The sequence below is a fragment of the Umezawaea sp. NPDC059074 genome, assembly GCF_042738955.1.
Lineage (GTDB): Bacteria > Actinomycetota > Actinomycetes > Mycobacteriales > Pseudonocardiaceae > Umezawaea.
The window spans coordinates 24,992-45,192 of sequence record NZ_JBHYHC010000007.1; the positions used below are offsets into that span (position 1 = coordinate 24,992).

The 20,201-nt window shown below is 70.4% G+C and carries 21 protein-coding genes and 1 tRNA gene; 10 read left to right on the plus strand and 12 right to left on the minus strand.

Annotated features, from left to right (window positions below; translation table 11 throughout):
- Positions 1–24 precede the first annotated feature (24 nt).
- Both ACFWW9_RS05300 and ACFWW9_RS05305 read left to right on the plus strand, forming a co-directional pair.
- On the plus strand, positions 25–1,506 hold the full coding sequence (locus tag ACFWW9_RS05300) for a polysaccharide pyruvyl transferase family protein (RefSeq protein ID WP_390371695.1): 1,482 nt from the start codon (positions 25–27) through the stop codon (positions 1,504–1,506).
- Complete coding sequence (locus tag ACFWW9_RS05305; protein WP_390371698.1) at positions 1,503–3,461, plus strand: glycosyltransferase; 1,959 nt, start codon at positions 1,503–1,505, stop codon at positions 3,459–3,461. Before ACFWW9_RS05300 ends, ACFWW9_RS05305 begins: the two co-directional genes overlap by 4 nt.
- A gap of 52 nt (positions 3,462–3,513) precedes the next feature.
- Here ACFWW9_RS05305 and ACFWW9_RS05310 read toward each other — a convergent pair whose 3' ends face one another.
- The 3 genes from ACFWW9_RS05310 to ACFWW9_RS05320 all read right to left on the minus strand — a co-directional run bounded on the left by ACFWW9_RS05310 (position 3,514) and on the right by ACFWW9_RS05320 (position 7,515).
- Positions 3,514–4,716 carry a hypothetical protein gene (locus tag ACFWW9_RS05310; protein ID WP_390371700.1) on the minus strand — a complete coding sequence of 401 codons (1,203 nt, stop codon included), beginning with the start codon at positions 4,714–4,716 and terminating at the stop codon, positions 3,514–3,516.
- Between the two features lie 103 nt (positions 4,717–4,819).
- A complete protein-coding gene (locus tag ACFWW9_RS05315; protein ID WP_390371703.1) occupies positions 4,820–6,490 on the minus strand; it encodes a hypothetical protein in 1,671 nt (556 codons plus the stop codon).
- Positions 6,490–7,515 (minus strand): hypothetical protein, encoded by a 1,026-nt coding sequence (locus ACFWW9_RS05320; protein WP_390371705.1) that lies wholly within the window; start codon positions 7,513–7,515, stop codon positions 6,490–6,492. Before ACFWW9_RS05320 ends, ACFWW9_RS05315 begins: the two co-directional genes overlap by 1 nt.
- A gap of 319 nt (positions 7,516–7,834) precedes the next feature.
- Between ACFWW9_RS05320 and ACFWW9_RS05325 the strand changes: the two genes are divergently transcribed.
- A complete protein-coding gene (locus tag ACFWW9_RS05325) occupies positions 7,835–8,131 on the plus strand; it encodes a YiaA/YiaB family inner membrane protein (protein ID WP_390371708.1) in 297 nt (98 codons plus the stop codon).
- Here ACFWW9_RS05325 and ACFWW9_RS05330 read toward each other — a convergent pair.
- A complete protein-coding gene (locus ACFWW9_RS05330; RefSeq protein WP_390371710.1) occupies positions 8,128–8,532 on the minus strand; it encodes a hypothetical protein in 405 nt (134 codons plus the stop codon). The genes ACFWW9_RS05325 and ACFWW9_RS05330 overlap by 4 nt on opposite strands.
- Before the next feature lie 81 nt (positions 8,533–8,613).
- Between ACFWW9_RS05330 and ACFWW9_RS05335 the strand changes: the two genes are divergently transcribed.
- Entirely contained in the window at positions 8,614–8,964 is a 351-nt protein-coding gene (locus ACFWW9_RS05335) for a hypothetical protein (protein WP_390371712.1), read from the plus strand.
- 113 nt (positions 8,965–9,077) lie between these two features.
- On the opposite strand, the gene ACFWW9_RS05340 is transcribed toward ACFWW9_RS05335, so the two are convergent.
- The 3 genes from ACFWW9_RS05340 to ACFWW9_RS05350 form a co-directional block, all read right to left on the minus strand.
- A complete protein-coding gene (locus ACFWW9_RS05340; protein WP_390371715.1) occupies positions 9,078–9,506 on the minus strand; it encodes an OsmC family peroxiredoxin in 429 nt (142 codons plus the stop codon).
- A 180-nt stretch (positions 9,507–9,686) separates the two neighbouring features.
- A tRNA-Gly gene (locus ACFWW9_RS05345) sits at positions 9,687–9,759 on the minus strand.
- Positions 9,760–9,797: 38 nt separating this feature from the next.
- The gene (locus ACFWW9_RS05350) at positions 9,798–10,196 is read right to left on the minus strand and encodes a hypothetical protein (protein WP_390371718.1); all 399 of its coding nucleotides are present in this window, start codon (positions 10,194–10,196) and stop codon (positions 9,798–9,800) included.
- Positions 10,197–10,423: 227 nt separating this feature from the next.
- Here ACFWW9_RS05350 and ACFWW9_RS05355 point away from each other — a divergent pair, with 227 nt between their 5' ends.
- The 3 genes from ACFWW9_RS05355 (at position 10,424) to ACFWW9_RS05365 (ending at position 13,286) form a co-directional block, all read left to right on the plus strand.
- The gene (locus ACFWW9_RS05355) at positions 10,424–11,833 is read left to right on the plus strand and encodes a sigma-70 family RNA polymerase sigma factor (protein ID WP_390371720.1); all 1,410 of its coding nucleotides are present in this window, start codon (positions 10,424–10,426) and stop codon (positions 11,831–11,833) included.
- A gap of 124 nt (positions 11,834–11,957) precedes the next feature.
- Positions 11,958–12,395 (plus strand): DUF983 domain-containing protein, encoded by a 438-nt coding sequence (locus tag ACFWW9_RS05360; RefSeq protein WP_390371721.1) that lies wholly within the window; start codon positions 11,958–11,960, stop codon positions 12,393–12,395.
- A gap of 27 nt (positions 12,396–12,422) precedes the next feature.
- Entirely contained in the window at positions 12,423–13,286 is an 864-nt protein-coding gene (locus ACFWW9_RS05365; RefSeq protein ID WP_390371723.1) for an Fpg/Nei family DNA glycosylase, read from the plus strand.
- Positions 13,287–13,508: 222 nt separating this feature from the next.
- On the opposite strand, the gene ACFWW9_RS05370 is transcribed toward ACFWW9_RS05365, so the two are convergent.
- The 4 genes from ACFWW9_RS05370 to ACFWW9_RS05385 are packed head-to-tail and all read right to left on the minus strand — an operon-like array spanning position 13,509 to position 16,477.
- Positions 13,509–13,709: a DUF2945 domain-containing protein gene (locus ACFWW9_RS05370; RefSeq protein WP_390371726.1), complete on the minus strand. Its 201-nt coding sequence runs from the start codon at positions 13,707–13,709 to the stop codon at positions 13,509–13,511.
- A 23-nt stretch (positions 13,710–13,732) separates the two neighbouring features.
- Positions 13,733–14,335 (minus strand): lactate utilization protein C, encoded by a 603-nt coding sequence (locus ACFWW9_RS05375; RefSeq protein ID WP_390371729.1) that lies wholly within the window; start codon positions 14,333–14,335, stop codon positions 13,733–13,735.
- Positions 14,328–15,758, minus strand: a complete 1,431-nt coding sequence (locus tag ACFWW9_RS05380; RefSeq protein WP_390371731.1) for a LutB/LldF family L-lactate oxidation iron-sulfur protein — start codon at positions 15,756–15,758, stop codon at positions 14,328–14,330. Before ACFWW9_RS05380 ends, ACFWW9_RS05375 begins: the two co-directional genes overlap by 8 nt.
- On the minus strand, positions 15,737–16,477 hold the full coding sequence (locus ACFWW9_RS05385) for a (Fe-S)-binding protein (RefSeq protein WP_390371733.1): 741 nt from the start codon (positions 16,475–16,477) through the stop codon (positions 15,737–15,739). Before ACFWW9_RS05385 ends, ACFWW9_RS05380 begins: the two co-directional genes overlap by 22 nt.
- A 104-nt stretch (positions 16,478–16,581) precedes the next feature.
- Here ACFWW9_RS05385 and ACFWW9_RS05390 point away from each other — a divergent pair, with 104 nt between their 5' ends.
- Positions 16,582–17,841 (plus strand): sensor histidine kinase, encoded by a 1,260-nt coding sequence (locus ACFWW9_RS05390; protein WP_390371736.1) that lies wholly within the window; start codon positions 16,582–16,584, stop codon positions 17,839–17,841.
- Between the two features lie 46 nt (positions 17,842–17,887).
- Entirely contained in the window at positions 17,888–19,066 is a 1,179-nt protein-coding gene (locus tag ACFWW9_RS05395; protein ID WP_390371738.1) for a hypothetical protein, read from the plus strand.
- On the opposite strand, the gene ACFWW9_RS05400 is transcribed toward ACFWW9_RS05395, so the two are convergent.
- Positions 19,059–19,202 (minus strand): hypothetical protein, encoded by a 144-nt coding sequence (locus tag ACFWW9_RS05400; protein WP_390371740.1) that lies wholly within the window; start codon positions 19,200–19,202, stop codon positions 19,059–19,061. The two genes, ACFWW9_RS05395 and ACFWW9_RS05400, sit on opposite strands and share 8 nt — an antisense overlap.
- Before the next feature lie 102 nt (positions 19,203–19,304).
- Here ACFWW9_RS05400 and ACFWW9_RS05405 point away from each other — a divergent pair, with 102 nt between their 5' ends.
- Positions 19,305–20,174, plus strand: a complete 870-nt coding sequence (locus tag ACFWW9_RS05405; RefSeq protein ID WP_390371742.1) for a S49 family peptidase — start codon at positions 19,305–19,307, stop codon at positions 20,172–20,174.
- The last annotated feature ends 27 nt before the right edge of the window (positions 20,175–20,201 follow it).

Below are 20,201 nucleotides of genomic sequence, written 5' to 3' on the forward strand. Positions count from 1 at the left end.
CCGTCCGGATACAGTTGCGCGGTGATGAGCAGTCGTGACACCTCTCGGCCGGTCGGCACGGTCGCGGTGTGGGGGACCTTCGATCTCGACAACTTCGGGGACCACCTGTTCCCGCGGGTCACCGAGCAGGAGATCACCCGCCGCCTCGACGGTTGGCGCGTCCGCCCCTTCTCCCCCTTCGGTGCCGAGCACCCCTGCCGGATGGACGGGGGGTTCATCGCGGAGGCGCTCGGCGAGTGGTCGCCGGTCCGGGTCGAGCAGCTGGCCGAGACGGCCGACCTGACCCTCATCGGCGGCGGCGAGATCGTGCACTTCCGCGACGAGCTGCTCGCCGGGGCGTACCACACGACGGAGAAGGAGCTGGCCGCCCGCGCGCCCAGCCGGTTCTTCGTCGACGGGCTCGGCGACTACGAGAAGGACCACCCGGTGGTCTGGAACGCGGTCGGCATCCCGTTCGTCCCGGACGCCGAGAAGGCCGGGACCATCAAGGACGCGGTGTCCCGCCGCGAGTACACGGCCGTGCGCGACGACCTGTCGCTGGAACGCCTGCGCGCGTGCGGCGTCGAGGGCGACGTGGCCGTGGTGCCGGACCTCGGGTTCCTGCTCGACCGGCTGGTCGACGAGACCGTGCTCGACGAGCGCCTGCGGTACCTCAAGTTCATGGGCTGGTTCCCGAACGACCGGCCCGCGCTGATCGTGCAGGCCAACCGGTCCGCCGTGCACCAGGTCGCCGGGATCGCGAAGGTCCTCGACTGGGCGCTGGACGAGGGGCTCGTCGGCGACGTCGTGCTGATGGAGACCGGCCCGTGCCACGGCGACGACCTGTTCGCCGACGCGCTCCAGGCGAAGTTGCCGACCCGCACCGTGTACCGCCTGCCGTCCGGCCAGCCGCCGGAGGACATCCTGGCCGCGATCTGGGGTTCGGCCGGTGTCGTCGCGATGAGCTTCCACGCCAACATCGCCGCGTTCGTCTACGGCAAGCCGTGGGTGATCCTGGACCTGTCCGACCAGAGCAAGCTGAAGGCCCTCGCCGACACCATGGGCCACCCGGACCAGCGCGGGATCGACGAGGACACCCTCGCCAACGCGATCCGCGCCGCCTTCGGGCGTCCGGCCGACCCGGAACGCCTGCGCGCGCTCCAGGTCAGGGTGGACGCGCACTTCGACAAGATCGCCGACCTGGCCATGAGGTCCTGGCAGGAGCGCGGTGGTGACGCGGCCGCCAGGATCGCCGACCTGACCCGCGAGAACGCCCTGCTGCGCCAGGCGAACCAGCAGCTCCGCAAGCGGCAGATCGCCGAACGCCGGGTGCTGGTCGAGCGGGTCGAGGAGACCCGCGACGAGATCGACGAGCTGCGCGGCCGGTGGAACGCGGCGGTGGACGAGATCACCAACCGGTACCAGCACGACAGCAAGGAGCTGGCGGCCTTGCAGAACACCAAGCTCATCCGCTGGAGCCAACCGCTGCGCCAGGTGTACGGGCGGATCCGGAAGGCGGGCTCGTGACGGACACGGCCTACGACGCCGAGGTCCCGCCCCAGGTCTCGATCATCCTGGTCTCCTACGGCGGCCGGTCGATGCTCAACGCCTGCCTGTACCTCGTCGGCGAGCACACGCCCGTGCCGCACGAGGTCATCGTGGTGGACAGCGGGTCGAAGGACGGCACGGACCAGTGGGTCGCCGAGCACATGCGCGGCGCGCGCGGGCACGTGGCGGGCCGCAACATCGGGTTCGGGTCGGGCTGCAACCTGGGCGTCATCGACGCGCGGGCCCCGTACGTGCTGTTCCTCAACGCGGACGTCGAGGTCGGCCCCGGCTGGCTCGAACCGCTGGTGGACGTGCTCGACACGCAAGAAGGCGTGGCCGCGGTGGCGCCGGTCATGCGCGACGAGTCGGGTGCGATCCAGGAGTACGGGTCCGTCGTCGGCGCGGACGGCTGGTGCCGCGCGTGGGGCGACGGAGCCCCGCTGGTCAACCAGGACGCGCTGTTCCCGCACCCCGTCGACTACGCCTCCGCCGCGTGCCTGCTGGTGCGGCGGCGGGCGTTCAACGCGGTCGGCGGGTTCTCCACCGAGTACGACACGGCCTACTTCGAGGACGTCGACCTGGCGTTCCTGCTGCGCCGGGCCGGGTGGGACGTGGTGGTCGACCCGCGCAGCACCGTCGTGCACCAGCGGCACGGGTCGTCCGACGGCTCGACCGCCAAGGACCTGATGGAGCTCAACCGCAGCACCTTCCTGCGGCGCTGGGGTTCCGAACTGGTGGGACGGCCGATGCTGCCCGCGCCGGACAAGGCGCTGCGGACCTTCTTCCACGCCCGCGACATCCTGGCCGACGAGCGCATCCTGGTCGTGGACGACCGGGTGCCGAACGCCGACCGCGGCAGCGGCGACCCGCGCACCCAACGGCTGCTGGAGACGTTGGCCGCGCCGAACCGCCGGGTCACGTTCCTGGCGCGGGACATCCTGCGCGCCGAGGCGTACGCGCCCGCGCTGCTGGAGCTGGGCGTGGAAGTCGTGTGGCAGCACGCGAACCCGTTCCAGGTGCTGCGCGAACGGGCAGGGCTGTACGACGTCGTGATCGTCATGCGGCCGCACAACTACTCGTGGATCGCCGACGCCGTGGCCGAGAGCCAGCCGCAGGCCGTGAAGGTCTACGACTCGGAGTCGCTGTTCTTCCGGCGGGCCGAGCAGTACGTCAACGCCGCGAAGACCCCGGCGGACCGGGCGAAGCGGCGCAAGGAGGCCGACGAGCAGCGCGAGGTCGAGGAGGCCGCGTTCCGCTGGGCCGACGTCGGCGTGTGCGTGACGGAGCTGGAAGCCGAGTGGGCCGCGAAGATCGCGCCCGACGCGTCGATCCGGGTCGCGGGCTACCCCGTGGACATCGCGGACCAGGTCCCCGGTGTGGCCGCGCGGTCGGGCATCGCGTTCTTCGGCGGGTTCATGGCCGGTGCGGGCAGCCCGAACGAGGTGGCCGTGCTGGAACTGGCCGACGAGCTGCTGCCCGCGTTGTGGGAGAAGCACCCCGGCCTCGGGCTGGCGATCGTCGGGGCCGACCCGACGGCGACCGTGCGGGCGCTCGGGTCCGACCTGATCGACGTCGTGGGCCGCGTGCCGAACCCCGCGTGGTGGCTCGGCCGGTCCCGCGTGCAGGTCGTGCCGATGCGCCTCGGCGCGGGCATCAAGCTGAAGTTCCTCGACTCCATGGCCGCCGGGCTGCCGTTCGTGACGACCCCGGTCGGCGCGGAGGGCCTGCGGCTGGGGTCGTTGACCAAGCACCTCGTCGGCGAGACGAACGCGGAGGTGGTCGAGCTGACCAGCGCGCTGCTGTCCGACGACGCGCTGTGGACCGACGTGCAGCAGGAGCTGCTGTCGATCGCCCGGACCTTCTTCTCCCGCAAGGCCTTCCGGGCCGAGATCGACGAGGTCCTCGCCGACTGCGGAGTCGCGCCCACCCCGTGAGCACGACAGCGGCCCCCTCTCGACGTCGGGAGGGGGCCGCTGGTCGTCCGTCCTACGCCGTCGGCGGGAACTTCGCGAGCTGGCGCTGGAGCAGCGTGTCGAACGCGAGCTTCGCCGCCGCCTCGTCCGGCGCGTACGCCTCCACCCGCACGACGAAGTCCGTGCTGATGTAGTGCGCGCGGTAGGTCGCGATCTGGTTGTCCTTCGTGATCGGCAGGTGCCGGATCGGCACGTTCTTCTGGCTCGTCGGCAGCAGCTCGAACTGCGCCGCCTGGTAGAGCTGCTCGACCGCGGCCTGCGTCGCCGCCGGGTTGGTCGACTTGAACGCCCAGATGCCCTGCGACAGCTTCGTGCCGTCGTCCTGGCTCACGGCGAACCGCACGCTCGTCACGCCCGACTGCTGGAGCAGCTGCGCCTCGTCGAACGTCGGCACCTTCGCCACGAGCGCGTCGGCCATGTCCAGCGTCTTGAACTGGCTGGCCTTGCCCTCGACCTCGACGAACGGCCCGTCCGGCGTCTTGCGCACCGGCGGCGGCGACGGGGGAGGCGTGCTGGTCGACGTCGCCGGGGGCGTGCTCGACGCCGCGGTCGTCTCGCCCTTGCCGGGACCCCACAGGAAGTACGCGCCGACCGCCGTGCCCACGACGAGCAGGCCGACGACGATCATCGCGACGACCTTGCCCTTGCCCTTGCGGCCGCTCTCCTCGAAGACCTCGGGGCCCTGCACGTTCGCCCAGACGTTGCCGCCCTCGCCGTCGCCGGAACCCCACGGCGGGGCGGACCCGCCGCCGTCCTGCCACGCGGGCGGCGCGGGCGGCTGCTGCGGGAAGATCTGCGCCGGGAAACCACCGCTGGGCGTGCCGGTCGGCACGACCTGCGTGCGCTCCGCGTCCCCGCCCGCCGGGGGCTGGGTCGGGCGGATGAACTGCGTCCGCTCGGCGTCCGGCTGCTTCGGGGGCGGCGGTGTCGCGCCCGGCGGCGGTGTGGCGCCCGGCCTCACGACCTGGGTGCGCTCGCCGTCGCCGGACGGCACGACCTGCGTCGCCTCGGACTGCGCCCCCCAGCGGAACGGGGGAGGGAACGGTCCCGCGGGCTGCTGCGGCGGCGCCTGCTGCTGGGACTGCTGAGCGCCACCGGGCAGGGCCTGCGCGGCGTTGGCAAGGACTTCATCGCGGCGAAGGCGGTAGTCGTCCGCGGAGATCTGCCCTGCCGCCAGCGCTCGGTCGAGCTGCTGCAGGTCCTCTTGCCAGGACATCTGGCCCCTTCCACGTAGCGAGAGCAGAGGACATTGTTACCGAACCCGCCCTGCCGCTCACATCTGTTGGCCGACATCGCAACCATGTTGGTGTCGGGCTTCGTCAACCGACCTGGACCACCAGGGTGACCCGGTACAGCCGGCCGCCTGCACCGACCAGCACAACCGCGTCTTGGACGCCTGGTTTCGCCACAGCGTGCCATCCGCCCCGTCCGGTGGTGTGAGTGGTACTCGCCACATCGGCTCGGGGGACTCCGACCGCGCCTCCGCCGACCACGACGCTGCCGCCGTCGACGACCATCACGCAGTCCGCGGCCTTGCCGTCGATGACGGCCCAGCCGAACACCTTGGCGTCGCCGCGGACCGGTCCGGTCTCGACCGCGCCCGCCGTCTTCGACGACCCCACCGGCCCCGGCAGCTCGGCGACCCGGCTCATGTCGACCAGGTCGCCCAGCTCGTACCCCTTGCAGCCCAGGGAGAAGCTGTCGTTGAACGGGTACGCGTGCAGGGCGCGGAGCACGGGCAGCACCTTCGTGGTCGAGTTCATCGACTCGATGACCGAGGGCGCCTCGACCTTCATGGCCACGGCCAGCACCGGCTGGAGCGGGTAGTTCTCCCGCACGGCCGTCGACTGGGCGCTGCCCACGGCGTAGGTCGCCAGGCCCATCACCAGCGCCAGCGGCACCACGTTCAGCCGCGCGAGCCGCGGCCCGTGCAGCACCAGGAGCACCAGCAGCGCGCACGCGCCGAGCAGCGCCACCATCGCGTACCGCGGCCCCAGCGCCTCGCCGGTGCCGAAGCGCGACCGGCTCGCGCCGACCATCACGGCCACCAGGACCACGTGCAGCGCGAGCCCGAACCAGCCCGGATCGTCCACAGTGGACTCGGCGGCCGGTCGGCGCGGAACCCGGCGCAGCAGCAGGATCGCGAACAGCACCACGGTCGCCGTGCCCGTCACGAACGCCACGTCCGCGCTGCGCGCCGCCCACACCTGGCCGAGCATCCCGACGGCCGTGCCCAGCACGGTGTCCGCGCCGATCAGCGCGGACGTCGGGTAGCTGACCGGCCGGGACGGCAGCAGCCACAGCACGAGCGTGAGCACACCGAGGCCCATCGGCAGCACGACCCGCCACAGCTGGTCGCGGCGCAGCCAGGCGATCAGCGCCAGGCCCGCCCACACCGGGAACGCGCTGCCGTGGCCGAAGCAGCCCAGCACGCCGAACAAGACCGCCGCGACCGTGTTGCCGCGGTGGGCGAACCGCAGCGCGACCACCGCGGGCACGAGCCCGAGCAGCCAGTGCATGCCGCTCATGCCCATGCCGAAGTACTCCAGCGCGCTGGAGGAGAACAGCATCAGCGCGATGCCCGCGACCACGGCCGCGCGGGGCGTGCCGGCGAGGCGGGCGGGCAGCATCGTGACCAGCGCGGCGAGCAGGATCAGCACCAGCACCACGTTGGCGATGCCGAGCGTCCAGTTGTAGCCGTCGAAGAACTTGGCGTCCAACCAGAAGACCGGGCCCACCAGCGTGATCGGGTGCTCGTTGTACAGGTCGAACAGCGGCGAGAACCGCAGTCCGCCGTCCTGGTCGGCCACCTTCGCGAGGACCGCCCAGTAGTCGTTGAAGTTCAGCCGCGGCGACCGCAGCACCTCGACCACGGCGAGCACCACCGGCACCGGGACCAGCGCCCACAGCAGCAGCCGGGGCAGCCGGGACCCGGTCTCCCGCTCGACGGGAGGCACGACCTCCGCGGGCGGGACGTCGACCACGGACATCAGTCGACCTTCACCGATCCGATGACCTTCTTGACGAACTCGTTGAACTTCTTCGCCACGTCCTGCTCCGGCACCGTGCTCGGGCCCGCGGTCGCCACGCGGACCGTCACCTTGCCGGACGTGTACACGCCGCGGTACAGGAACTGGTCCGACGCCGCGAGCTTCATCAGCGACACCGACTCCGGCACGTCGATCTGCTCCACAGTGGACATACCGGCCGCGACCTGGTTGTCCACCAGCGTGGACGACAGCTTCTTCGCCGAGTCCGCGTCCTTGGCGACGTACACCGCGACCGCGTAGTTCAGCCCGTTGTCACCGCTGGACTTGTCGAAGACCTGGTCGACGCCCGCCGCTTCGAGGGCTTTGACGTCCTTGTCGCTGAGGATCTTCGCGTCCTTGGCCTTCGCCAGCGTGTACTCGCCGTTCTTCGGGCTCGCCTTGCCCGGCGGTTCCGGCACGGCCGCCAGGTTCGGCGGCGTGCCCGGCGCGGCGGCGGTCGAGGACGCGGCGGGTTGGTCACCGGTGCTGGTCCCCATGCCCCCGCTCAGCCCGAACCAGAAGACGCCACCGCCGATCACGACGAACGCCAGCACGCCGATCAGCACGTAGATCCCGACCCGCGGGCTCTTGCCGCCACCCGACTCGAACACCTCCGGCCCGTGCATCCCGGACGTGCTCGGCGTGCCACCGAAGGTCTGCTCGCCCCACGGCGGCACCGGGGGCCGCGGCTGGCCGAACTGCTGCTGCAGGAACTGCGGCTGCTGCGACTGGGGTTGCTGCGGGGAAGGGGGGAACCCGACCGGGCGCACCTTCTGCGTCTTCTCCGAGTCGGTGAACTGGTTCGTCCTGATGATCCCGGTCTGCTCGGGATCGGAAGGCTGACTGGCCTGCCACCGCATCGGTGCAGGTCCGCCGCCGGACGCCGCGGCAAGTAGCTCGTCGCGACGTGACCGATGCTGGTCCGGGGTGATCCGCCCGGCGGCCAGCGCCTCGTCCAGAGCGCTCAGCTCTTCCTGCCAGCCCATCTGAAATCCCTCTCGGCGATGCAGTCCGTGAATACTCGGACGTCCGTGTGGTGGCCGTTGGGAACAAGTCCATACCAGTGGCCAAGCCAGCGGAGCCTATCTTGGCGGACCCGGAGCACACCGCTCAGCCGGTGTGGCAAATCCGCAGGTGAGATGGGTCGCTGCCGTATCACTTCGGTAATACGCCACCGGGATGGGTTCCGCACAGCGGTGTCCGGGCCCACGAGAACATCGCAGCGGCCCGTGGTCGAGGGGCTGCCGGGCGAAGTTGAGTAGCGGTACTCAAGACAGCGCACGCGTGCGCACGCAGAATTTCCGCATGGCCAACACCACGAAGAAGCACACCCCGACCTCGACGGCGTTCTACGCGCAGGCCGTCATCTCGTTCGCCGTGTCCGTCGCCGCGGTCGGCCTCGGTGTGGCCTACCTGCCGGTCGACGGCTGGGTGCGCGCCTTCCTGGCGCTGGGCCTGCTGTTCACGGTCACCTCGGCGTTCACGCTCGCCAAGTGCATCCGCGACCGGCAGGAGGAGGGCTACCTCGCGAGCCGGGTCGACCAGGCCCGCCTGGAGAAGCTGCTGGCCGAGCACGACCCGTTCAAGGTCGACTCGCTCTAGTTCTTCTTCGTCATCAGCGTCGGGCCGAGGATCCGGCGGGCGATGCGGCGGGCGGCGCTGCGCGGCGGTTTCGGCGCGGCGGGCTTCGGGGGCACGGCCGCGGCGGGGGGCTGCGGGGCGGCTGGTGGGGCCACGGGCGCCGCGGGAGCGACCGGAGGGGCCTGGACGGCCGGTGGGGCCGGAGGGGCCTGTGGAGCCGGAGGGGCTTGGGGGGCCGGGGGAGCGGGCGCTGCCACCACCGGCGGCGCGGGGGGCGTGGGCAGCGGCGGGAGGGCCGGTGCGAAGGCGTTGAACGGTGGCGGCGGGGCGACCGGCTGGAACTTGACCGTCGCGTCACTCTGGAACTTGATCGTCGGTTCGTTACCGGGTGTGAACTGCTTGTGCTCCTGGCTCAACGTCACGCCTCGGATTCTGCCGGCTGCACCGCGTGGACTTCCAGGGGGAGAGATCAGCACGACAGCAGACCGCAGGGCCTCCTGGTCGTGGTGGTCGTCGTCGGCGGTGGCGGCTTCGTAGTCGTCGTTGTGGTCTGGACCTGCGTCGTTGTCGTCGTGGTGGTCGTGGTCGTGGTGGTCGTCTGCTCGGTCGTCGTGGTCGTCCGCGAAGTCGTCACATTGGCCTCGGAGGACGTCGAAACCGGGGTGGACGCGGTCGACCGGACCGACGGGACGGCCGTTTTGAGCCGCGTCTGGGGCTGGCCGCCGGTCAGCACGACCACGGCCGGGCCGTCACCCACCGGAAGGACCTCGGCGGGCGCGGGGGTCGCGAGGCCCGCGCTGAACAACGCGGCCACCACGGCGCCCGTCAACGCGCCGACCGCGATTCGCCCCTGACCCCCCAGCCGCATCCGGCCTGACTAATGTGGATCACCCGATCGGGTCAAATCGGGCGTTCCAATAGGTGCGGCTCGACCGGATCGCGGCCGAGCCGAACCCCCGTCGGCGAATCAGCCGATCAGCTCGGCGGTGAGCGTGATCGTGGTGCCCGCGAGCGCCTGGCTGACCGGGCAGTTCGCCTTGGCGTTCTCCGCGGCGGCGGCGAACCCGTCGGCGTCCAGGCCGGGCACGACCGCGTTGACGGTCAGGTGGATGCCGGTGATGCCGGTGCCGGGCTGGAAGGTCACGTCGGCCTTCGTCTGGACCGAGGTGGGCGGGGTGCCCGCGCCCGCGAGACCGTGGGACAGCGCCATCGAGAAGCAGGACGAGTGCGCCGCCGCGATCAGCTCTTCCGGGCTGGTCTTGCCGTTGGCGGCCTCGGCGCGGGAGGGCCAGCTGACGTCGAAGGTGCCGACGCCGGACGAGTCCAGCGAGACAGCGCCCTTGCCCTCCAGCAGGTTGCCTTCCCAGTTCGTGGTCGCCGTGCGCGTGGTGGCCATCTGAAAGCTCCGTCTCGAAGAGGTGTCTTCCTAACGGGCTCAAACCTAATCGCGCCGGCGACCACGCGGGGGTCCAGGGGGCTTGCCCCCTGGCCGGGGTCCGGGGGTTGGACCCCCGGTGTGATTCGAAAGCAAAGAGGGCGAGCGCTCTATGCGAGCACTCGCCCTCGATTTGCGAAGAGCGGACGACGAGATTCGAACTCGCGACCCTCACCTTGGCAAGGTGATGCGCTACCAGCTGCGCCACGTCCGCACCGGTGTTCTTTGGTGCGAGGTAACTATAACCCAGTCTCAAACAGCATTTCGACCGGGGGGTCCCGTTTCGTCGAAAAGGCGATCTACCTCGGCCAACCGGTCCGTCGTCATGCGCCACTCCCACAGCGGGCGCACCTTCGCCACGACCTCCGGCGGCAACCGGTGCGCCACGTCGTCGCGGAGGTCCCAGTCGTCGAACACGTGCTCGTAGAAGCTGACCATGATCGCGTTGCTGAGGAACTGCTCCGGCTGCTCGAAGCACCAGTGCGCGAAGCCGTACACCCGGCGGAGGGTCTCCTCGTCGGCGGCGCGGTGCGCCTCCAGCGCGAGGTGCCACAGTTCGCCGAAGTACACGTGGCACGACCAGGACTCGTGCTCGACGACATCGTTCAGCTCGGGGAGCAGAGCTGCTGCTCTCGAACGCCAGTCGGCCACACGGCGGAAGATTACCGGTTCGCCGACCCCCTACCGACGGCGCGGCGACCACCCGACGCCGACCCGTGACCAGGTCGTCACCAGCGGCGGAGGTTTTCGGTTGGGCCGAACGGCTCACGCCGACCGGGTGGTCTTCGGTACCGGGTCGGGCCGATCCTCGGGCGGCGCGACGGGTTTGTGGCATGTTGACCTGGGAGCACGTGGCCGGGTGGAGGTGTCGGGTCGGGATGGCCGAGCACATCGATGGCACCGACGGCACCGAGATCGACCGGGAACTGCTCGCCAGGGTCCGCGCCGGGGAGGACGCCGCCTACGGCGAGCTGTTCTCGCGGCACGCGGACGCCGTGCGCCGGTTCTCGCTGCGCCACGTCCGCGAGCCCGCCGAGGCCGACGACCTGACCGCCGAGGCGTTCTTCCGGGTCCTCCAGGCGATCCGCCGCGGCAGCGGCCCCACCGACCACGTCCGGACGTACCTGCTGACCGTGGCCCGCCGGGTCGCGTGGGAGTGGAGCGGGCGTCGCCGGGACGTGCCGGTCGACGACGAGGAGCTGAGCAGGCGGGTCGAGCCGTTCGCCGACGCCACCGCCCAGCGCGCCGAGTACACGCTGATCGGCCGCGCGTTCACCAGCCTCCCCGAGCGCTGGCGGACCGTCCTGTGGCAGGTCGAGGTGGAGGGCGAGCGCCCGTCCGCGGTCGCGCCCCTGTTCGGCTTGAGCGCCAACGCCATGTCCGCGCTGGCCCGCCGCGCCCGCGAGGGCCTGCGCGCCGCGTACCTCCAGGCCCACCTGGCCGAGGACCACGGCGAGGCGTCGTGCTCGTCCGTGCTGGCCAAGCTCGGCTCGTACACGGCCGGTGGCGTGCAGGGGGCCGAGCAGCGCCGCATCCGCAAGCACCTCCGGACGTGCGCCCGCTGCACCGCGCTGCACGTCGAGCTGACCGAGGTCTGCTCGACGCTGCGGGCCCACGCGGCGCACCTCGGCGTCCCCGTGGCCGCGACCGCGCTGCTGGGCGCGCAGCTCGGCGGCGTCGCCGTCGCGGGCAAGGCCGCGTGGTTGAGCGGGCGGGTGAAGTTCGTCCTCGCGGGCGTCGCGTCGGCCGCGGCCGTCGGCCTGTTCAGCCTGCTCGCGGGCCTGTTCACCGGGTCGCCGGGTCCCGCGGAGATCCGCGCCGACCACGACGCCCCGCACGGCCAGCAGCTCGTGATCACCACCAGCGCGACCACGACGTCCAGCCTGCCGCCCAGCGTCGTCGTGGAGCTGCCGCCGACCCAGGACGAGCAGCCGCCGCGGCACGACGTGGCCGCGCCCCCACCGCCCCCGAAGCCGGGCGGGAAGCCCGTGGACGGCGGGCCGACGCAGGTCGTGGCGTCGAACGTCGAGGCGACCGGCGAGTCGGACGCGCCGACCGGCGTGGTCGAGGACCCGGTCGTCGAGGACACCACGGCGACGGACAGCTCGTCGACCGAGCAGGTCCGGCTGTCCTCCTCGTCGACCTCGGCGGACCCGACGAAGTCACTCGGCAGCTCGTCCACCACGTCGTCGTCCAGCGGCGCGCCGACCCCGACCACGGTGATCATCCGGCCGACGTCGGTCCCGCCGGGTTACCCGACCTACGCGAGCGCCTACCGACCCAGGTGACTGGCATGATTCGCGATCACTCCCCGCCACGGCGGGGCCCCGTCGGTTCACCCACCGGGTGCAGCGCTTTGCGGGTAGCGTTAACCAACGCTGAGTGATCGCTCGTGAGGCCTAGGAGACGGTGATGACGCGGCTGGTGCGCGGTGCGGACGGCCGGATGTGGACGGTGCGCAGCCGGATCGAATGGCGCAACCCGTCCCCGGACGGCGACTTCGAGCACGACGTGAGCGGTGGCCAGGGCCCCGGCGTGATGATGATGCTGATCGTCATCGTGATGGGCGTCGTGCTGGTCTCGTGGACACCGGCGCAGGTCGTCGTCCCCTCGTGGCTGATCCTGGCGTTGATCTTCGTGTTCCTGTTCTTCCCGGTCCGCTGGAGCCTGCGCAGGCCGTGGACGCTGGTCGCGGAGTCGAAGGCGACGGCGGACGAGCAGCCGCCGGAGCTGTGGATGGGCCAGGTGCGCGGGATGCTCACCGTGCGCCAGGAGGCGTCCAAGGTGTCGCGGAACATCGAGATGTACTCGCTCCCGGACGTCGAGGGTCCGCTGCAACCGGTCGACTGATCGGCGTTCGCGGGTGACACTGGGCTGGTGCCGGAACTACCAGAGGTCGAGGCGCTGGCCCACCACCTGCGCGAACACGCCGTCGGACGGACGGTGCACCGCGTGGACGTCTCGTCCATGCAGGTGCTGAAGACGTTCGACCCGCCGTGGACGGCGCTGGTCGGACGGGCGGTCACGGGCGCGGGCAGGCACGGGAAGCACCTGGACCTGGACTGCGACGGGATTCACCTGGTCGTGCACCTGGCCCGCGCGGGCTGGCTGCGCTGGTCGGAGAACCTCTCCGCGCCCCCGCCGAAACCGGGTCGCGGCCCGCTGGCGCTGCGCGTCCACCTCGGCCCACCCGGTCAGGGCCCAGGTTTCGACCTGACCGAGGCGGGCACGAAGAAGGGCTTGGCCGCGTGGATCGTCCGCGACCCGTCCGAGGTCCCGAGCATCGCCAGACTCGGCCCGGACGCCCTCAGCCTTAGCCGGGACGACCTGGCCACGCTCCTCGAAGGCCACGGCGAACGCCTGAAGACCGCCCTCACCGACCAGACCCTGCTCGCGGGCATCGGCAACGCCTACTCCGACGAGATCATGCACACCGCCAAGCTGTCCCCGTACGCCACGGCGGGCAAGCTCACCGACGACAAGCTCGACCAGCTCCACGAGGCCATGACGACCGTCCTCACCGACGCCGTCGCGAGGTCCGTCGGCCAGTCCGCCGCCACCCTCAAGGGCGAGAAGCGCTCAGGCTTGCGCGTCCACGCCAGGACAGGCCTCCCGTGCCCGGTCTGCGGCGACACCGTCCGCGAGGTCTCGTTCGCCGACAAGGCGTTCCAGTACTGCCCCACCTGCCAGACCGGCGGCAAACCCCTGGCGGACCGGAGGATGTCCAGGCTGCTGAAGTGACGGCACGTCCACCGCGCCTTGTCCACAGGCCCTCTGGTTGTCCACAGGCAAGATCGACAAAGCCCTCGTCGACACCCCCTCCCGGTAGACTGGCCTCGGGGCCGTCCCCCGGAGGTGGGTGGGGGCTGTCCGTCTGTTGGGGGCGAGGAAAGTGAGTGGTTTGCGCTGGTAGGAGGCGTGGTGGGGTTCGCCGCCTCACGGTGACCGCTTCGGAGAAGTCGGTCAGGGCTTCTTCCGCAGTGCGTCGGGTTTGTGCACGGCGTCCTTGCCGGTCTTGTCGCTGCGCACCCGGTATTGCGGGTCGTCCTCGGACGCGCGCACGGTGCGGCCCGCGGCTTCGCCGTCCGTGGTGATCTCCTCGACCACCTCGCCCTGCACGCGGTGACCGTGGCTGGACCAGGAGACCTTGTCGCCTTTTTCCATCTTCCGAGTGTCGGCCGGACGTCTCAGTCCCGCACGATGACCACTTCCAGTGTCCGGGGCCCGTGGACGCCTTCCACGCGGTTCAGTTCGATGTCGCTGGTCGCCGATGGGCCGCTGATGAACGTCAGCGGGCGTACGGAATCCAGCCTGGCCAACGCTTCCGGGACGGTGGCCGCCACCTGGGACTCGCGGACCACGCACAGGTGGTAGTCCGGTAGCAGCGTCAGTACGCGGCGGCCTTGGGCCACGCCCGCGTCGAGGACGATCGTGCCGGTGTCGGCGATGCCCACCGCGCACGCCGTCAGCACCCCGTCCGCCCCGTCCAGGTCCTCGATGCTCAACGGTGGCGAGTCCGGCAGCCACGTCACCGATGGCACGAGCCACTCGGCGGGCAGGTCGGCCGGGGCGACGATGCGGCGGGTGCCGAGCAGTGAAGCCAGCAGGGGCACCATGTCGGGCGAAGCCACCTGGTGCACCACGGCGCGGTAGTCGGCGACGCGTTCGGCGAACAGGTCCAGTGAGCCCGGTCCGGTGCGGTGGTAGGCGCGGGGCACGGCCGCGGGGGTGGGGCGGTCGCCCAGTGCCGCTCGGATCCTGGCCAGGACTTCGGTGCGGGCGTCAGGCACGGTTCTCCTTCCACCAGGCGCGGAACGACTGCTTCGGGGGCACGGGCACGTCGCGGGACGATGTCCACGCCGCGCCGGGACCCGGTAGGCGGGTGATGCGGCCGTTGCGGCTGATCAGCTTGGCGAACGTGGCCAACTTCTGGGCGCGTTCGTACCTGCTGGGGGAGGCGAACACCCACGCGGCGGCGGCCATCGCGATCGACTCCGGGGTTCGGCCGCGCGCGTCGACCGACCTGGCCCGCAGGTGGGTCAGCACCTCCGGGATGTTGATCCGGACCGGGCAGACCTCGTAGCAGGCGCCGCACAGCGAGGACGCGAACGGCAGCGACGCGGCCTGCTTGTCGTGCGGGTCGTTGACCAGCTGCGGGGTGAGGATCGCGCCGATCGGGCCTGGGTAGACCGAGCCGTAGGACTCGCCGCCGGTGCGCTCGTAGACGGGGCACACGTTGAGGCAGGCCGAGCACCGGATGCAGCGGAGCGCCTGCCTGCCGACGGTGTCGGCGAGGGTGTCCGTGCGGCCGTTGTCCAGCAGCACGAGGTGGAACTGCTGCGGCCCGTCGCCGGGGGTCACGCCGGTCCACACCGACGTGTACGGGTTCATCCGCTCGGCCGTCGACGAGCGCGGCAGCAGTTGCAGGAACACCTCGAGGTCGGACCACGTCGGCACGAGCTTCTCGATGCCCATCACGGTGATCAGCGTTTCCGGCAGCGTGAGGCACATGCGGCCGTTGCCCTCGGACTCCAGCACCACGATCGACCCGGTGTCGGCGACGGCGAAGTTCGCGCCCGAGATGGCGACGCGCGCCGACAGGAACTTGCGCCGCAGGTGCGCGCGTGCGGCTTCGGCCAGGTCACGGGGTTCGTCGGTCAGGCCGTCCGGCACGTCCGGCATCTCGCGCTGGAAGATGTCGCGGATCTCCGAGCGGTTGCGGTGGATCGCGGGCACGAGGATGTGCGACGGCCGGTCGTGCCCGAGCTGCACGATCAGCTCGGCCAGGTCGGTCTCGATCGCCGTCACACCACCGGCTTCGAGGGCTTCGTTGAGGCCGATCTCGGCGGTGGCCATCGACTTGACCTTGACGACCTCGTCGGCCCCGGTCTCGCGGACCAGCCGCAGCACGATCTCGTTCGCCTCGGCCGCGTCCCGCGCCCAGTGCACGACGCCGCCGCGCTCGGTGACGGACTTCTCCAGCCGCTCCAGGTAGACGTCGAGGTTGAGCAGCACCTCGTCCTTCAACGCCTCACCGGCCAGGCGCAGGTCCTCCCAGTCGGTCATCTCGTCCACGGCGGCCGCGCGCCGACCGCGGATCGTGCCCGTGGCCTTGCGCAGGTTGCTGCGGAGCTGGGTGTTCGCCAGCGCGGTCCGGGCGGCGTCCGGGAACTTCGGACTGCCCAGCCACGTCACCGGGTTTCGGGTGCCCACGGCTCCTCCTCGGTGCTCGCCAGGATCTCGGCCAGGTGGACCGGCCGCACGCCCGCGCGCAGCCGGGACAGCCCGCCGCCGATGTGCATGAGGCACGAGTTGTCGCCCGCGGTCAGCACCTCGGAGCCGGTGTCCAGCACGTGCCTCATCTTGTCCGACAGCATCGCCGTGGACGTGTCGGAGTTCTTCAGCGCGAACGTGCCGCCGAACCCGCAGCACGACTCGGCGTCGGGCAGCGCCACGAGGTCCAGCCCGCGCACGGCTCTGAGCAGCGACAACGGCTTGTCGCCGACGCCGAGCATCCGCAGCGAGTGGCACGTCGGGTGGTAGGTGACGCGGTGCGGGAAGTACGCGCCGACGTCGGTCACGCCGAGCACGTCGACCAGGAACTCCGACAGCTCGTAGGTCTTCGCGGGCTTCGACCCGAGCTGCGGGTGGATGTCGCGGACCATCCCGGTGCACGACCCGGACGGGATCACGACGGCGTCGTAGTCCGCGAACGTCCGTTCGTACGAACCGGCGAGCCCACGTGCGTGGTCGGGGTACCCGGTGTTGAAGTGCATCTGGCCGCAGCAGGTCTGCTCGAGCGGGAATTCCACCGAGCACCCGAGCCGCTCCAGCAGCGTCACGACGGCCCGCGGCGTGGCCGGGTACAGCGTGTCGGTCAGGCATGTTGCGAACAATGCGACCCTGGGCGACTTCTCGGCGACCTTCTGCACGACGCCACTCTTGCCGGTAAGACATCGGATGTCTACCCAAACCGGTGGACCGTACGGGCGTTGGGGACCTGAGGCCCTTGCCACGGCCTCCCCGACAGCAGAGCATGGTCTCCGTGGGTGACCTGTTGGCCGAGCGGACCGTGCTCGGCGTCATCGCGACGCTGGCCGTCCTCGGCCTGTTCGTGATGCTGTGCCGTGCTCGTCGCGTGAGCACCTCCGTGGAAGACGCCGTCATGGACATGCTGCACCGCATGTCGAAGGCGTCCGCCGACCTGCGCGAGGGGCTGACGCAGGAGGCCGCGGACAAGGCCACCCCGCACCTGCGGGAGATGCTCCGGTGCGTGGCCGTCGGCATCACGGACAACGAGGGCACGCTCCTGTCGTGGGACGGCGGCGCCAACGACCACTACGAGTTCCTCCAGGAGTACATCGCGCGGGCGATCAACCAGGGGCAGAAGGAGCACGTCGAGCACCGCAAGCTCGGCTGCGAGCTGCCCGGCCCGTGCTCGCTGCACAGCGCCGTGGTCGTGCCGCTGGTCGTGGAGAACGACGTGGCGGGGACGTTGATCGTGATCAGCGGCGTGGCGAACAAGCGGCAGATCCGGATGGCCGAGGAGACGGCCCGGTTCGTGTCGACGCAGCTGGAGCTGGAGGTGCTCCAGAAGTCCCGGCAGGCGTTGGCGCAGGCCGAGGTGAAGGCGCTGCGCGCGCAGATCTCCCCGCACTTCGTCTACAACGCGCTGAACACCATCTCGTCGCTGATCCGCACCGACCCGGCGCACGCCCGCGAGCTGCTCCAGGAGTTCGCCGAGTTCACCCGGTACTCGTTCCGCACGGACGGCTTCTTCACGACGCTGGCCGACGAGCTGACGAACATCCACCGCTACCTGACCATCGAGCAGGCCCGCTACGGCCCGAGGCTGAACGTCCGCCTGCGGATCGCCCCCGAGGTGCTCCAGGTGGTCCTGCCGTTCCTGGTGCTCCAGCCGTTGGTGGAGAACGCGGTCCGGCACGGCATCGCGAAGAAGCCCGGCGGCGGCCTGCTGACGATCATCGCCGAGGACAACGGCGCGGAAGCGCTGATCAGCGTCGAGGACGACGGCGTCGGCATGGACCCGGACCGGCTGTTCGACGACCTGAAGGACGCCCACCAGACCGGCGCCCACGTGGGCCTGGGCAACATCAACGACCGCATGAGGGCCGTGTTCGGCGACGAGTACGCCCTGGTCGTCGAGACCGCGCCGGACGCGGGCATGAAGATCATCCTGAAGATCCCGAAGTACAGCCGCGGCGTGCGCACCAACCTCACGCTCGTGCAGCCGCCGATCGACGAGACGAACGAGCAGCCGGTCATCCGGGCCTGACGGTCTATAGGCTGTTCTCGACGATCAGCTTGGCATCGGGAGCGACGTGCCGGATGTTTTCGGGGAAGTGTCCCCGCAACAGGAGAACTTGCTGCGAGTCATTGCCGGACCCATGCTCGAATCTGGCCACTGGCCGAACTGGCAGTACGTCGAAGCGATGATGTACCCCTCGGTCCGCGACGTCAGGGAGCTGCTCACCTCCCTGCCCAAGGTCGGATCGTTCGACGGCGGATGGCAATACGGTCCTACTTGGTACGACCATCGAAACCTGTCAGCGGACAATGAGATCCGGCTGACGATCGCGGCGGGACTACTGCTTCCCGACTACTTCCCCATCGCCGAGAACTTCATCCAGGCATTGCAGGTTCTGGTGGAACGCGTGCAGCGGCACAAGTACTCGGCGCTGAAGGCGGAGCACCCGGTAATCACCTCGGCCGAGCTGGCCGCAAGGAGGCCGAGGCTCAGCGAGGATTTCGTGAGGTTGCTGCCCGAACTCATCCGGAGCGAACCCTTCGTCATGAGTCGCGGGTTCGGCATTGCTCCGGGTGGCGCCGAGTGGACCATGACTCTTGGCCGCGAACTCCTGAACTACGAGGGAGTTGTCACCGTCCGCGACTACGTCGAGCGGGTCGTGGAGCGCGTGGAGGCCGACAACCGCAAGCGGAACCCGGACCTGGCTTCCAGTACAGCTGAGCCTGAGCGGCGGCCTGGGTTCGACGTGCGCATGTTCTCCCTGCTCATCGCCTCTCCTGGGGATCTCAAGATCGAGCGCGGCATCGTCGAGCAGGTGGTGGCGGAGGTCAACGCCGCCCATTGCCGCCATGACGGCCTGGCGTTGCTTCCGCTCCGCTGGGAGCGGGACAGCGTGTCGGGATTCGGCGATGGACCCCAGGCGATCATCAACGAGGTCGGGGACCAAGCCGACATCGTGGTCGCGTTGTTCCGATCTCGTCTTGGAACGCCCACGGAGAGCTATGCCTCGGGAACCGTCGAAGAGGTCGAACGTGCGATCGAGCGGGGTGCGGAGGTCCACGTGATCTTCCTCGAATACGGACGACCGTCAACGGCGGACGCGGATCAACAGCGGAAACTCGACGAGTGGCGACTTGATTTCGAGAAGCGCGGTTTGCTGTTCTCCGTCGCGGCGGAGAGCGAACTGCGAAGTCGCCTTCACTACTTCTTCGTGAACGACCTGCGAAAGCTTGGGAAGCTCGCTGCTACCTAGCCGCCACGGCCAGCGTCGTCACCAGCATCACCGCGCACACGCACCAGAGGATCCACATCCAGTACACGCCCATGGGCGACGGCCCGTCGGGGTTCCGGCGGCCCTTCTCATCCCACCACTCGACGTAGCGTTCCAACCATCGGAGCGGGTTGAACGTCATGGGCGGCCTCGCCGGGGTTGCTCTGGGCCCTGATGCTAACCCGCGCGGACCTCACCCCGCCGCACGTAGGGTCGTGCCATGAGCAGCGTGACGGACAAGATTGCGGCGCGTCTTCCGAAGATCGTGGGCGATCGGGGGGAGCGGCCGCCGGTCGTGGCCGCGGTGCGGCTGCACGGCGTGATCACGCCGACGCCCACGCCGATGGCGCGCAACTCGATCAGCCTGCAGAACCTCGAGTCGGCGTTGACGCGCGCGTTCGACCACGAGCGGCTGGTGGCGGTCGCGCTGCTGATCAACTCGCCGGGTGGCGCGCCGACGCAGTCCGCGCTGGTGGCCGAGCGGATCCGCGAGCTGGCGGACAAGAAGAAGGTGCCGGTGCTGGCGTTCTGCGAGGACTTGGCGGCGTCCGGCGGCTATTGGCTGGCCTGCGCCGGTGACGAGATCTACGCGCACGGCACGTCGATGGTCGGGTCGATCGGCGTGGTCAGCGCCGGGTTCGGCCTGAACGGGCTGCTGGAGAAGTACGGCGTGGACCGGCGGGTGTACACGGCGGGCGTGAACAAGGTGCGGCTCGACCCGTTCCAGGCCGAGAAGCCCGAGGACGTGGAGTGGTTGAAGTCGCTGCACAGCCAGTTGCACGGCCAGTTCATCGACTGGGTGCGCGAACGGCGCGGCGCGAAGCTCACGGCGACCGACGACGAGCTGTTCACCGGCGAGGTGTGGACGGGCGTCCGGGCCGCCGAGCTGGGGCTCGTGGACGGTGTCGGGACGCTGCGCGGGGTCGTGTCGAAGCGCTTCCCGGACGCCGAGATCGCCATCGCGGAGCCGAAGAAGAACCTGTTCGCGAAGCTCGGACTGGCCGGCGCGACCACCCGATCGGGGGACTTTGTGCTCGACGGTTTGGCGGCGCTGGAAGAACGTGCTCGCTGGTCCCGATTCGGATTGTGAGATCAAGGTTCCCCAACGGACGGTCGG